The organism is Lysobacterales bacterium (assembly GCA_014946745.1).
In the GTDB taxonomy this organism is placed as follows: domain Bacteria; phylum Pseudomonadota; class Gammaproteobacteria; order Xanthomonadales; family Xanthomonadaceae; genus Aquimonas.
The window spans coordinates 388,092-402,142 of record JADCRD010000002.1; the positions used below are offsets into that span (position 1 = coordinate 388,092).

Consider the following 14,051-nt stretch of genomic DNA (forward strand, 5'->3'; position numbering starts at 1 on the left):
TTGCGAAGGCGAACTTCGAAACACTTCCTTACAGTCGCAGGACAAGCGCGTGCCTGCTGCGGCACTAGCTGACGCGGCTTGACAGCCCGCCTCACGCACGGCTCACACTCGCTTGCCCACCGCATGGACGCCCGCATGGCCGACGCCCCGCAGACCTCGCAGTTCGCCCTGCTCGCGCAGCGCCGCTTCCTGCCGTTCTTTCTCACCCAGGCGCTCGGCGCCTTCAACGACAACCTCTTCCGCAACGCCCTGATCGGCCTGGTCATCTACCGCGTCGGCACCGATCAGGAACAGAGCCTTTTGTACTCGAACATCGCCGCGGCGCTGTTCATCCTGCCGTTCTTCCTATTCTCGGCCAGCGCCGGACAAATCGCCGAGAAGTTCGAGAAAGCGCGCCTGATCCGGATCATCAAGTTCGCCGAGATCCTGATCATGGGCGCGGCGGCGGTGGGCTTTGCGCTGGGCTCGGTCGAGTTCCTGCTCGGCGTGCTGTTTCTGATGGGCACGCAGTCGGCCTTCTTCGGCCCGCTCAAGTACTCGCTGATGCCGCAGCACCTGAAGCCCTGGGAGCTGGTCGGCGGCAACGCCTGGGTGGAGGCCGCGACCTTCATGGCGATCCTGCTCGGCTTCCTCGCCGGTGGACCGCTGATGCAGCTGGAGAACGCCGACCTCTGGGTGTCGGTCTGCGTGATCGGGCTCGCCATCGTCGGCTGGGCCGTGAGCCTGGCGATTCCGCCGGCACCGCCGACCGCGCCGGAGCTCAAGTTCAACTGGAACGCGATCAGCGAGATCGGTCACACGCTCGGCATTCTGCGCGGGCGCACCGCGGTGCTGAACTCGGTGCTGGGGATCAGCTGGTTCTGGTTCTACGGCTCGCTGGTGCTGGCGCAGCTGCCGGTCTATGCGCGCGACACGCTGGGCGGTGAGGCCGCGGTGATGTCGGTGCTGCTGGCGGTGTTCGCGGCCGGCATCGGCGCGGGCTCGCTGCTCTGCGAAAAACTCTCAGGCCACAAGATCGAGATCGGCCTGGTGCCGCTGGGTGCGATCGGGCTGTCGGTCTTCGGCATCGATCTCTACTTCGCCCAGCCCACCGACGTCGGCGCGCTGGGGCAGTCGGTCAGCGAGGTCTTCGGTCAGCCCGGGCGCTGGCGCGTGTTGATGGACCTTGCCCTGATCGGCCTGTTCGGCGGCTTCTTCATCGTGCCCCTGTTCGCCCTGATCCAGTCGCGCACACCGCGCGAGGAAGTCTCGCGGGTGATCGCCGCCAACAACATTCTCAATGCGCTCTTCATGGTGCTGGCGGCGGGGCTCGCGATCGGTCTGACCGCGCTGGAGCTGAACATCCCGCAGATCCTGCTGGTCACCGCGATTCTCAATGCGCTGGTGGCCTGGCACATCTTCCGGCTGGTGCCGGAATTCCTGATGCGCTTCCTGGTGTGGCTGCTGATGAGCCTGCTGTATCGGCTGCGCGTGCGCGGCGTGCCGCAGGTGCCGGACGAGGGTGCCGCGCTGGTGGTCTGCAACCACGTGAGCTTCATGGACGCGCTGCTGATCTCGGCCTCGGTGCGGCGGCCGATCCGATTTGTCATGTACTACAAGATCTTCAACATCCCGGTGCTGAGCTGGGTGTTCCGCACGGCCAAGGCCATCCCCATCGCCGGCGCCAAGGAAGACCCTGCGCTAATGGAGAAAGCCTTCGCCGAGATCGATGCGGCACTGGCCGCCGGCGAGCTGGTCGGCATCTTCCCCGAGGGTCAGATCACCCGCACGGGCGAGATCAACCCCTTCCGCTCCGGCGTCGAACGCATCCTCGCGGCACGCCCCGTGCCGGTGGTGCCGATGGCCCTGCGCGGCATGTGGGGCAGCCTGTTCAGCCGCCGCGACTCGGCCCTGCGGCGCATGCGCCTGCCGCGCCGCTTCCGCGCCCACATCGAGCTGGCGATCGCGCCCGCCCTGCCGCCCGAGCAGGCGACGGCCGCAGCGCTGCAGGACAAGGTGCAGGCACTGCGGGGGGAATGGGCATAGGGTGGGTCTTGACCCACCCTATCGACGGAACCGTGCAGACCCCCTGCCCTCCGCCTCTGGACAAAGCCCTGCGCTCGCGGCACGGTCCGGTGTTCCCGAACCAAGCTCGAAGGAGCTGCGCATGTTCCGAATTCTGGCCCTGCTCGTCGCAGGCAGCTTCGCGCTCAGCAGCGCGCACGCCGCCGAGAAGCGCACGCTGAATCATGAGGATCTTTGGCTGATGCCGCGGGTGTCGGCGCCCGTGCTGAGCCCGGACGGTCGCCACGTGGTGTTCACCCTGACCGAGCCGGCCTACAAGGCCGAGGAGCAGGTCAGCGACCTGTGGCTCGTGCCGGCCGACGGCAGCGCTGGGCCGCGGCGATTGACCGCCACGCGGGCAGCCGAAGCCGGCGTGGTCTGGAGCCGCGACAGCCGCCGCATCGCGTTCTCGACCAAGCGCGAGGCCGATGCGCAGAACCAGATCTACGTGCTCGACGTCGACCGTGCCGGCGAGGCCCAGCGCGTCACCGCGATCAGCACCGGCGCGCGCACGCCGCAGTTCTCACCCGATGGCCAGCGCATCCTGTTCGTCAGCAACCTGCACCCCGACGCCGCGACCGACGCCGACAGCAAACGCCTCGCCGAGGAGCAGAAAAACCGCAAGTACAACGCGCGGGTCTACACCGGCTTCCCGATCCGCAACTGGGACCGCTGGCTGGATGAGACCCGCCCGCGCGTGTTCGTGCAAACCTTGGGCGAGGCCGAGGCGCGGGATCTACTGGCTGGCACCGCCCTGCTGAAGAGTCCCGGCTACGACGGCCGCACCACGCCGGGCAGCTCGGAACTGGAGCCGCAGTGGGCGCCGGACGGCGAATCCATCGTCTTCGTCGCCTCCACCAACCGCGACCGCTCGGCCTTCGATTTCACCCATGCGGATCTGTGGCAAGTGCCCGCCGCAGGCGGTGAGCCCAAGCGCCTCACCAATGCCGGCGTCGAAGGCGCGGGTGCGAGCTATGCGACGCCGCGCTTCAGCCCCGATGGCGGCGAACTGCTGGCCCTGGTCAATGCGCGCAGCGGTCGCATCTACACCAGCACCGAATTGGCCCGCATCGATTGGCCGGCCGGCACCGAGTCGCGCGTTCGCGTGCCGGGCGACCTCTCGGTGGAAAGCTACGCAGTCAGCGCCGACAGCCGAAGCCTCTACCTCTCGGCCGAACACGAGGGCTACGAGAAGCTCTGGCGCGTCGATACGCGCAGCGGAAAGATCGCGATGGCGTTTGCGCCAGAGCGCGGCGTCTACACCCTGGTCAATGCCGGCGGTCGCGGCGGCGAGGCGCGGATCATCGCCCTGCACGAGCACGCCGCCCAGCCACCGGAAGTGGTGCGCATCGAGCGCGACGGCCGCGCCGTGGCGCTGACGCAGTTCACCGCCGAGCGCGTGGCCGCACTCGACCTGCCGCCAGCCGAGCACTTCTGGAGCACAGCGCCGAACGGCAAGCAGATCCACAACATGCTGATTCGCCCGCCGGGCTTCGATCCATCGAAGAAGTACCCGCTGTTCGTGGTGATCCACGGCGGCCCGCACACGATGTGGCGCGACATGTGGGTCTTGCGCTGGCACTACCACCTGCTGGCCGCGCCCGGCTACGTGGTGCTGCTGACCAACTACACCGGCTCGACCGGCTTCGGCGAGGCCTTCGCCCAGGACATCCAGGGAGATCCTCTGAAGGGACCGTCCGATGAGATCAACGATGCCGCCGACGAGGCCATCGAGCGCTACGCCTTCATCGACGGCGCGCGCCAGTGCGCCGGTGGCGCCAGCTACGGCGGCCATCTGGCCAACTGGCTGCAGGCCAGCACCACGCGCTACCGCTGCCTGGTCAGCCATGCCGGCTTGGTCAGCCTGAAGTCGCAGTGGGGCACCTCGGACGTCGCCTACGGCCGCGAAGTCGCGCAGGGCGGCCCGCACTGGGAAGACATCCCGCTGTGGACCGAGCAGAGCCCCATCACCTACGCCGAGAACTTCAAGACGCCGGTGCTGGTGACCTTCGGCGAGAACGACTACCGCGTGCCGATCAACAACGGCCTCGAATACTGGGCGGTGCTGCAGCGCCAGCGGGTCGAGAGCCGGCTGGTGATCTTCCCCGACGAGAACCACTGGATCCTGAAGGGCGAGAACAGCCGCTACTTCTACCAGGAGGTGCATGACTGGCTGGCGCGCTGGCTGCAGCCAGCGGGCGACTGAGTCGGGCCCGGCAGGGCTCGCAGCGCGAACGGGGCCCTCGGGCCCCGTTCGCGTTTTCTGGCACCGGTGACGGCATGTCCATTGCACGCAGGCGCACAGCGCGTCGCGAACGCTGAAGTTCCGTCGCATCGACACCCCTCACGCGGGCCACGGCCTTACCCATGAGCTCGGACGATCTATTGCGCCTGCTGGAGGAGCCTGCCGCCGATGCCGCGGCGCCGTCGCCCTGGCACCTGCTGGTGGTCGATGACGACCCCGAAGTGCACGAGGCGACCCGCCTTGCACTGCGCGGCACCCGCCTGCTCGGCCGACCGCTGCAGCTCGAGCACGCCCACTCGGCGCGCGAGGCGCGCGAGCGTCTGAGCCAGCCCGGCGACCTCGCAGTGATCCTGCTCGATGTGGTGATGGAGACCGAGCGCGCCGGGCTGGAGCTGGTCGATTTCATCCGCCGCACCTGCGGACGGGTGCAGACCCGGATCATCCTGCGCACTGGGCAGCCCGGCTATGCCCCCGAACTCGGCATCGTCGATCGCTACGACATCAACGACTACCGCACCAAGTCGGAGCTCACCCGCACCCGGCTGATCACGGCGCTGTCGGCGGCGCTGCGCAGCTATGAGCAGATCCGCACGATCGCCGAGAACCGCCGCGGCCTGGAGCTGATCGTGCACGCCGCGCCGGGCCTGCTGCGGCCGCAGGCACTGGGCGCCTTTGCCGAAGGCGTGCTGGTGCAGCTCGCCGCCCTGCTGAAGGTGCCCATCGAGGGGATCGTCTGCGCCCAACGCGGTTCGCCGTTCGACCACGGCGACACCCGCATGTATGTGGTCGGCGCCGCCGGCCGCCTTGGCGACCACGTCGGGCAGCCGCTGGATCAGCTGCCCGATGCCAATGCCGCCGCCGATCTGCACCAGGCCCTCGCGACCCGCTCGCACGTGTTCCATCCGCAGCGCAGCGTGCTCTTCCTCGACGGCGGCAGCTGCGACGCGGCCGTGTATGTCGCCTGCAGCGAACGGCCGCTGGCCGAGGTGGACCGCCAGCTGCTGGAAGTGTTCGGGGCCAACATCACGGGCTGCTACGCCAATCTGAGACGCTTCGACGAGGTCAACCACCTCGCCTTCCACGATGCGCTGACGGGCCTGCTCAATCGCGCCGGTTTCCTGCGCGCACTCGACGCCGAGACGGCCGTCGCCGGTACGCGCTGGCTGGGCCTGTTGGACCTGCGCCAGTTCGGCGAGCTCAATGATGGGCTCGGGCACGAAGTGGGCGACCTGCTGCTGCAGGCCGTGGCGCAACGGCTGCAGCAGCGGCTCGGCGAACACTGTCTGTTGGCGCGAATCGGTGATGACGTCTTCGCAGTCGCCGGCCCGCGGCGCTGGGTCAACGTCGACAGTCTGCGCGGCCTGTTCACCGAGGCGTTCGTGTGCGCGGAACACGCGCTGCCGGCCGAGGCGGCCATCGGTCTGGCCGAGGCTGCGGCAGGCCCGTCGTCCACGGCGCTGGTCAGCCTGCGTCGAGCGAGCCTGGCCCTGAAGCGCGCCAAGTCAGGCAGCCAGGACGGACACGCCTTCTTCCACGCGGAGATGGAAGAGCGGGTGCGCGAGCGTCTGGCGCTGGCGCATCGTCTGCGCCGCGCTCTGGACGCCGGCGAGCTGACGGTGTGGTTCCAGCCTCAGCTCGACCTGCACACCCAGGCCCTGGTCGGACTCGAAGCGCTGGCGCGCTGGCCTGACGCCGAGGCCCCCGGCGGCTGGCGCTCGCCCGCCGAGTTCATCCCGCTGGCCGAGTCGAGCGGGCTGATCGCCCGGCTCGGCGAGTTCGTGCTCGATCGCGCCTGCGAGACCCTGGCCAGCCTGGATCGCGAGGGCTATGCACCGGGCCGGCTGGCGGTGAACGTGGCCATGCCGCAGCTTCGGCAGTCGCGCTTTGTGGGCCGGGTGCGCGGACTGCTGCAGCGACACGGCCTGGAGCCCGGGCGGCTTGAGATCGAGATCACCGAATCTGTCGCGCTGGAGGACCCGCGCACCGTGCGCGCCTCGCTGGAGGCCCTGCGCGCACTCGGAGCCACCGTGGCCATCGACGATTTCGGCACCGGCTATTCCTCGCTGGCGCAGCTGCGCGATATGCCGATCGATGTGATCAAGCTGGATCGCAGCTTCGTGCAGGCGCTGACGGCACCGCAGGGCACCGCCTTCGCCAGAACCATCGTCGGCATGGCGGCGCAACTGGGCTTGCAGACCGTGGCCGAAGGCGTGGAGACCGAGGCGCAGGCCGAGGTGCTGCGTGCGCTGGGCTGCCAGGTCGCGCAAGGCTATCTGTTGGCCCGGCCGATGCCCCCGCCAGCGCTGCGCGAGTGGCTGCGCGGCACGGCAAGGGGCCCCGCCGCAGGCCCCGCTTGAAGATCCCGCCGCGCAGGCTCGGCGCGGCCCGGCTGGCCAGCTTTGCCTTGCTCGCTGCCGGTCTGCTGCTGACCGCGCTGATCGATCGCAACGACCAACGCGCCCAGCTGGCCCTCTGGCGCGCCCAGTCTGTGGCCGAAGCCGAGCGGGTCGGCGCCGAGCTGCGCTATCGGGTGCTGCGCGAGCGCGCCTCGCTGGTGGCGGTCGCCACCCTCTACTCAGGGTCGACGCAAGTCACTCATGAGGAGCTGGTGGAAGCGGTCGAAGTGGTGCGCCGCAGCCGAGGCAGTGCGCGGCTGCCGCAGGTGGCGTGGCTGAGCGTCGAGGGCAGACGCTGGACGGTGCGCCAGAGCTCGGCGCATGACCGCCTGCTGAGCGAGGGCGCGCGGCTGCACGGCCCCGAGGCGGTGCTGCGGACCCTTCAGCTTGCCCTCGCGGGCGCGCCCGCACTGCAGATCGGCGAGCTGTTCGAACGCGAGGGTCGCAGCTTTCTCGCGCTTGCGGTGACCGCCCCCAACGGTGGACAGCCCGGCGTGCTGCTGGAGCTGATCGCGTTCGACGAGCTGCTGGATCAGGTGGGTGCGGGGCTGCTGCAGGGAGGCATGCATCTGCGCATCCTGCACCCGCTCGCCGCCGGTGTGGATCACGCCCGCCAACCGGCGCTCGCCGGCACCCCGGAGGCACAGCACCGTCAGCGCATCGAGATGGGCGCCTATCCGTGGACGCTCGAATGGGCTTTCGATCGCGACTTCAACGGCAGCCCGCCCAGCGAACGTCGTCTGTGGCTCTGGCTGGCGGGCGTCATGGTTTCGGTCTCGCTGGCCTTTGCGTTCTTCAAGGCGCTGGACCAGAAGCGCCGAGTCGAAATCGAAGTGCGCAAGCAGCGCGCCGAGCTGGAGACGACCTACGCCGAGCTGCACGCCGCGGTGCAGAGCCTGGCCGCGCAGGAGCGGATGGCTGCGCTCGGTCAGCTGGTGGCCGGCGTCGCCCACGAGCTGGGCACGCCGATAGGTAACGCCCTGCTGGCTGCGACCACGGTGGAGTCGCGCAGCCGGGAAACCCTCGACGAACTCAGACAGGGCAGCCTGCGCATGTCAGCCCTGGTGGAACAGCTGGAGGCCAGCAGCGAAGGCGCCCGCCTGGTCGAGCAGAATCTCGAACGTGCCAGCCGCCTGCTCAACAGCTTCAAGCAGGTCGCCGTGGACCGCGCCAGCGAGCGCCGACGCGAGTTCGACCTCCGGGCCACGATCGAGGAGATCGCCACCAGCCTTGGGCCGCAGCTGCGCGGCACTCCCCACCGGCTACGCATCGAGGTGCCGGAGGGCCTGCGGCTGCAGAGCTATCCCGGCGCGCTGGGTCAGATCCTGAGTAATCTGGTGCTGAACGCGCTGCGCCACGGTCTTGCCGAAGACAGCCCCGGCGAGATCGGCATCCGCGCCGCCGCGCTCGACGGCGAACAGATCCGCATCGTCTGCGAGGACAGCGGTCGCGGCATCCCGGAGGCGATTCGTGGGCGGATCTTCGAACCCTTCTTCACCACCCGCCTCGGCAGCGGCGGCAGCGGCCTCGGCCTGCACATCTCACAGAACCTCGCCCGCGACGTGCTGGGCGGCGGGCTGCGCTGCGTGCCCTGCAGCAGCGGCGCACGCTTCGAGCTGGACCTGCCGCGGCGGGCGCCCGAGCCGGCCGGGCTCGATCCAACCGGTTGAACTCCAGTCAGCCCCGGCGAGCATGATGCTGAAAAACAGCCTGCTCGCCCGGCCAGGGATGGCCGGGACGACGAGGCAAGCGCGCAAGCGATGGATGTGTCGTGAGGCGGTACGGACCTGCGCCGGACCGCCGACTTGAAGAACTCCCCGGAAGGGAGTTTTTCAACAAGCTGCTAGAGTCCGCGGCCATGCCGCAGGCCGATTCCGACATCACCGTTCTGCTCGACGCCGCCCGCGCGGGCAACGGCGAGGCTTGGCATCGGCTGGTCGAGCTGGTCTATCCCGAGTTGAAGCGCCTCGCCCGCAGCTCGCTCAGCGGCCACCGTCAGCACACCCTCAACACCACCGCGCTGGTGCACGAATGCTATCTGCGGCTGGCGCGTGCCGAGGGCACGCCGCGCGACCGCGGGCATCTGCTGAGCCTGGCCGTGCGGATCATGCGCCAGGTGCTGATCGACCACGCCCGCGAGCGTCTGGCGCAGAAGCGCGGCGGCGGCGCGATCGCGGTAACCCTCGATGAGGACGCCGCCGCCGAGCTGCAGCAGTTCGAGCTGCTGGTCGAGATCGATTCGGCCCTGCAGCGGCTGGCCGCGCTGGAGCCGCGTCAGGCGGCGGTGTTCGAGCACCGCTACTTCGGTGGCCTCAACGATGACGATGTCGCGCTGGCGCTGGGCATCTCGCCGCGCACTGCGCATCGCGACTGGGATGCAGCGCGGGCCTGGCTGGCCGCGGCCCTGAACGCTGCCGACTGAGCCCGCGCCAGTGCGGACCGCACGGCGTCCGCGTGCGCGCCAAGGCGCGCCTGGCGGCGTGCCGAGGATCTCCGTTTCCGGGAGCTTTTCGCGTCGGCGATGGGGCTCAGGTCCGTACCGCCGCACAAGACATCCAGCGCGCATGCGCTTGCGCTGTCGGCGCGGCCCTCTCCGCCCGGGGCCAGGAGCCAGGCTGCTTCAAAGCCCGCTGAGCCCCCCCTTGGCTCGCCCTCTGTTGCACTGCACGGTGACAGTTTCACGGGAGGGTGATATCACGCTGCTGCAGAAACCTGATAGCGCTGTCAATTGGCGCTGTTTTTTTATTTCAACCGATGGTAGCGCTCTCATGCCGTGATGGCGGGCGAGGCTTCAGGGCGATCACCGGTCGTCGCTGGTGAGCTGCGCGGCCGAGCGCTCATGGGTGCCTGGCGCGAGCCAAGCGAGCAGAGCCTCTGCCCCGGGGGAGACGGGAGCGGGAACGCTCTGGGTGTCACCGAAGTGGAACGCGTGCGAACTCACCGATGAGGGCCTGGCCTGCTCAAGCGGCCGGGGGCTGAGAAGGATTTCGTCGCGTGGGGATCGGGCTGCCTGCAGGTGGCCTACGCGTTCGACGAGGTCGGGTCGCCGCCGGCGAGCCGAGGGGGAGCCCCGGTGCGATACCGGGGCAAAGCTGCGTTCTCTAGCCCAACAGGGAGTGACAAGAATGATCATTTGCAGTCGGCGACACCTGACAGCAGCCACTCATGGCGCATGGACCCATGCCAGACCGTGCCTGCCGGATCGGTCGATGGGGGTCTGCCAATGAGCCTCAACAAGAAGCGGTTCCGTTCGCGGGCTCTGTTTACGTTTGTGGGTGGGGTGCTGGTGATCAACCCGCTCTACGCACAGACCGTCGCCGAGAGCGATGACGCGGCACGCCTCGACGCGATTGTCGTCAGCGGCATGCGCGGGTCTCTCGAGCAGTCGATGGGCGTGCGACGCGACTCGACCGGCATCGTCGATGCCATCACCTCGGAGGACATCGGCAAGTTTCCTGACACCAATCTCGCCGAGTCCCTACAGCGAATCACCGGCATCTCGATCGAGCGCCGCGACGGCGAAGGCGCGCAGGTCACCGCGCGCGGATTCGGCCCGCAGTTCAATCTGGTGACCTTGAACGGGCGACAGATTCCCGGTGCGGATGCCTTTGGCGCTCCCGGACAGGTGCCCATCGGCGGCGTCGATGGCGGCACTCGCGCCTTCAACTTCGCACAGCTCGCTTCCGAGGCGGTCAGCGGCCTTGAGGTCTACAAGACGGGCCAGGCGCACGTACCCAGCGGTGGCATCGGCGCCTCGATCAACATCCTCACCGCACGGCCTCTGGATCGCGATGGCCTGGTGGCCAACGCCGGGCTCAAGGGCATGTACGACGAGTCGGCGCCGTTCGACCGGGAGATCACCCCTGAAGTCTCGGGGATCTTCAGCTACGCGAACGACGAAAAGACCTGGGGCGTGAGCCTGAGCACGAGCTACCAGGAGCGTCAGGGTGGCTCGATCCAGGCAACCGAGAACAACTGGAACGTCCAGCCATGGACCGGAACCGAGGCTGCGCTGCGTCCGGGTGCCACCGTGGTCAACCCGCCGGCGATCGGCCAGCTGTACGGCATGCCGAATGACATCCGCTATGCGTTCGCGGACTTCCAGCGCGAGCGCCTGAATGCGCAGGGTGTCCTGCAGTTCGCGCCGACCGACAGCCTCACGCTGACGCTGGACTACACCTACGGCAACAACGAGATCACCGAAGACCGCGGCGAACAGACGCAGTGGCTGCAGCGCTCCAACAGCTTCACGCATCTCGAGTTCGATACCGGCCAAGCGGTGGCCACGCCGATCTACCTGCGTGACGTGGTCGGCTTGAAGGACTTCGGTCTCGAGCAGCAGCGCAGCATGCAGAAGTACCGGCTGGATTCGCTGGGCTTCAACGCTGCCTGGCGCGCGACTGACGATCTGAGATTCACCGTCGATACCCACCAGTCGAAGTCGCGCAGCCTGCCGAATGATCCGTTCACTGGCGGAGGCTCCACCTTCTTCAGCCTCGCTGGAACCAACAACTGCCAGGCGGGCGGGCCCTACTGCGGTGGTGGCTGGGCCCAGGAATTCCGCTTCAACAACGGCCTGCCGATCGCCTCACGCACCTGGTACCCGAGCATCGCGAACGCGATTGCCGGGACCAATGGGGTGGTCAATCCGGATTTCCCCGCCTCACAGCTCGGTTCGCAGGTGCTGCGCATCAACGCGCAGGCGCAGGAGTCGCGGGTCAAGGCGGGCAAGATCGACGGTGAATGGATGTTCGATGGCGGTCGCTTCCAGTTCGGCGTGGACTCGTCCGATACCCGCATGACCCGTCGCCAGAACAGCGAGATGTATGCGGCGCTCGGCGATTGGGGTGTGGCCAACGCGGGCAACGAATCCGGCATGACCGATCTGCTGACGCCCTTCAGCATCACCCGTCTGTTCAGTGACTTCGGCACCGCGGGCATTCCGACTGGCGCCTGGCGCGGAGACAGCAGCGCACTGGCGCAGTGGGCGGCGCAGCGCTACGGCGCCAGCACCCGCGTCAACCCGCAGTTGGCTGCCGACAACGAGATCAACGAGTCGGTGGATGCCGCCTACCTGCAGATCGAGCTTGACGGTGAGTTGGGTGGCAAGACGGTCAACACCCGCTTCGGACTGCGCTACGAGCGCACCGACATCACCTCGACCTCGGTGGTGGCGATTCCAGGCGCCATCGAATGGCAGGCGAACAACGATTTCCGGATCGTGCGTTCAAGCACGCTGCAACCCTTCAGCGAGAAGTCGAGTTACAGCCATCTGCTGCCGAACATGGACTTCGGCATCGATCTCACCGAAGACCTGAAGGGCCGGGTCTCGTTCAGCCAGACCATGTCGCGCGTGCCCTACGGCAATCTGTACGCGGGCCCAAGCCCGAACCAGCCCAGCGGTTCGATCCTGATCAATCCCTCGACGCGGGCCACCGGAAGCGCGCAGAACCCGGCCCTGATTCCGCTCGAAGCGGACAACCTCGACCTCGCGCTGGAGTGGTACTTCGCACCGTCCAGCTACGTCACGCTGACCTACTGGAACAAGCGCGTCGACAACTTCGTCGGCAACACAGTCGTGCGTGAATCCCTGTACGACCTCCGGGATCCTTCCTCCGGACCCGATGCGCGAGCCGCGCTCGACTTCCTGCTCAGTGCCGCCTGCCGAACCCAGGTGACCGCAGGTGGGGGTGATGTCGATGCCGCCTGCTCAGCCAATGACACCGCGCTGTTCACTGCCTTGGCGCTGCTCCGCAACCCGCGCACAGGTGGTCTGGGGGCGTACAACGGCACGGTCGCTCAGGTGCTGCAGATGGAGTTCGACTTCGACCTGGTGGGCGAGGCCGACGACCCGCTCTATCTGTTCGATGTCAATCGTCCCGTCAACCAGCGCAAGGCCAAGCTGAGCGGCTGGGAACTGGGCGGCCAGTACTTCCTCGGCGACACCGGCTTCGGCGTGTACGCCAACTACACCATCGTCAAGGGTGACGTCGGAATCAACGATGCCGGCGATCCCACCGTGGATCAGTTCGCACTGCTCGGCCTGAGTGACACCGCCAATGCCATGCTGATGTACGAGAAGTATGGCTGGTCGGTGCGTCTGGCGTGGAACTGGCGCGACGAGTATCTGATCCTTGCGAACCAGGGCGGCAGCCGCAATCCGTTCTATGTCGAGGAATACAGCCAGTGGGATCTGAGTACCAGCTACCGCATCAATGACAACATGACGGTGTCGCTGGAAGCGATCAATCTGACCGGCGAAGACATCCGCTGGCGCGGGCGTTCGTACAACCAGTTCATCAAGCTGGCCGACCAGAGCCCGCGCTACATGCTCGGCTTCCGCTATACGTTCTAGCAGGCTGTCGAGAAGCAGCCTGCCAGTTCGGCCAGAAGGGCGACCGCTGTCTGCCCAGGGTTCAGGGCCGCTGCCCGTGCAGCGGCCCTGACTGGAGTGACTTTCGGCGCGCGCCCCGTCAAGCCTCGCGGAGTCGTTCTGAAGCCCTGCCGGATCGCACCCGGTCCTGCTTGCGAGACCGGGCGCGGCTGTGGAATCGTCACTGGCCCATCCACCGGAGTTGCAGCACGCATGGCACGCTACGAAGTGCTGAACAATGTGACTCATGCCGGGCTGAGGGTCGTTACCGACTTCGGCGAGGTCTACGGCGATGCGCTGGGCATGCTGCCGGCGTTTCCGACCGAGTTCGCCGACCTGCAGCGCGAGTACCCGATCTTTCTGCGCCGACCGCGCGAGGGCGGCGACTACGAAACCGTGGCCTTGCTCGGATTCGAGCCCAAGGAAAACCTCTTCCTGCGCGAAGGCCAGTGGAGCGCGCACTATCTCCCCGGTGCACTCGCGCGCGGGCCATTCCTCATCGGGTTCCAGCATCGGGACATGCACGGCGAAGGCAGGCCTGAACCGGTCATCCATGTCGACATGGATCACCCGCGCATCAGCGTGAGCCATGGCGAGGCCGTGTTTCTCCCGCACGGCGGCCACAGCGCCTACCTCGAACACATCATCACCGTACTGCGCGGCATCCATGACGGCGCGCAGGCCAGCGCGCGCATGTGCGCTGCGTTCGACGCGCTCGGGCTGATCCAGCCGATCGAGCTCGACGTCCGATTCGATGCCGAACACGGCGTCAAGGTCGGCGGTTTGTATGCACTGGATCGTGCGCGTCTCGCCGCGCTGGATGCGGACGCGCTGCACGGCCTGCATCAGGCCGGTTGGCTCGAAGGGGCGTATCTGCTTCTGGCTTCGCAGCACAACGTGCGCCGCCTGCTGGCGGAGAAGCAGCGACGACTGCGGGCAGCAGCAACGCCGGCCAGCCCGGCCGGACGCGCCGCTTGATGCGGAGTCGCGCAGG

Annotated in this window: 7 protein-coding genes; all 7 read left to right on the forward strand. The window is 67.8% G+C overall.

What is annotated here, in order from left to right:
- The first annotated feature begins 135 nt into the window (after positions 1 to 135).
- Positions 136 to 2,025 (forward strand): MFS transporter, encoded by a 1,890-nt coding sequence (locus tag H4O13_13950; GenBank protein MBE5316492.1) that lies wholly within the window; start codon positions 136 to 138, stop codon positions 2,023 to 2,025.
- 121 nt (positions 2,026 to 2,146) lie between these two features.
- Complete coding sequence (locus tag H4O13_13955) at positions 2,147 to 4,249, forward strand: S9 family peptidase (protein MBE5316493.1); 2,103 nt, start codon at positions 2,147 to 2,149, stop codon at positions 4,247 to 4,249.
- A 161-nt stretch (positions 4,250 to 4,410) separates the two neighbouring features.
- The gene (locus tag H4O13_13960) at positions 4,411 to 6,645 is read left to right on the forward strand and encodes an EAL domain-containing protein (GenBank protein ID MBE5316494.1); all 2,235 of its coding nucleotides are present in this window, start codon (positions 4,411 to 4,413) and stop codon (positions 6,643 to 6,645) included.
- Positions 6,642 to 8,354: a HAMP domain-containing histidine kinase gene (locus H4O13_13965; protein ID MBE5316495.1), complete on the forward strand. Its 1,713-nt coding sequence runs from the start codon at positions 6,642 to 6,644 to the stop codon at positions 8,352 to 8,354. The genes H4O13_13960 and H4O13_13965 overlap by 4 nt, the downstream gene beginning before the upstream one ends.
- 188 nt (positions 8,355 to 8,542) lie before the next feature.
- On the forward strand, positions 8,543 to 9,106 hold the full coding sequence (locus tag H4O13_13970; protein ID MBE5316496.1) for a sigma-70 family RNA polymerase sigma factor: 564 nt from the start codon (positions 8,543 to 8,545) through the stop codon (positions 9,104 to 9,106).
- An 801-nt stretch (positions 9,107 to 9,907) separates the two neighbouring features.
- Positions 9,908 to 13,039 (forward strand): TonB-dependent receptor, encoded by a 3,132-nt coding sequence (locus H4O13_13975; protein MBE5316497.1) that lies wholly within the window; start codon positions 9,908 to 9,910, stop codon positions 13,037 to 13,039.
- Between the two features lie 231 nt (positions 13,040 to 13,270).
- Positions 13,271 to 14,035: a SapC family protein gene (locus H4O13_13980; GenBank protein ID MBE5316498.1), complete on the forward strand. Its 765-nt coding sequence runs from the start codon at positions 13,271 to 13,273 to the stop codon at positions 14,033 to 14,035.
- Positions 14,036 to 14,051: the final 16 nt, after the last annotated feature.

Excerpts from the sequence above, each read along its gene's own strand:
- H4O13_13950 (MBE5316492.1), top strand. The coding sequence starts at position 136 with ATGGCCGACGCCCCGCAGACCTCGCAGTTCGCCCTGCTCGCGCAGCGC.
- H4O13_13955 (MBE5316493.1), top strand. The coding sequence starts at position 2,147 with ATGTTCCGAATTCTGGCCCTGCTCGTCGCAGGCAGCTTCGCGCTCAGC.
- H4O13_13960 (MBE5316494.1), top strand. The coding sequence starts at position 4,411 with ATGAGCTCGGACGATCTATTGCGCCTGCTGGAGGAGCCTGCCGCCGAT.
- H4O13_13970 (MBE5316496.1), top strand. The coding sequence starts at position 8,543 with ATGCCGCAGGCCGATTCCGACATCACCGTTCTGCTCGACGCCGCCCGC.
- H4O13_13975 (MBE5316497.1), top strand. The coding sequence starts at position 9,908 with ATGAGCCTCAACAAGAAGCGGTTCCGTTCGCGGGCTCTGTTTACGTTT.
- H4O13_13980 (MBE5316498.1), top strand. The coding sequence starts at position 13,271 with ATGGCACGCTACGAAGTGCTGAACAATGTGACTCATGCCGGGCTGAGG.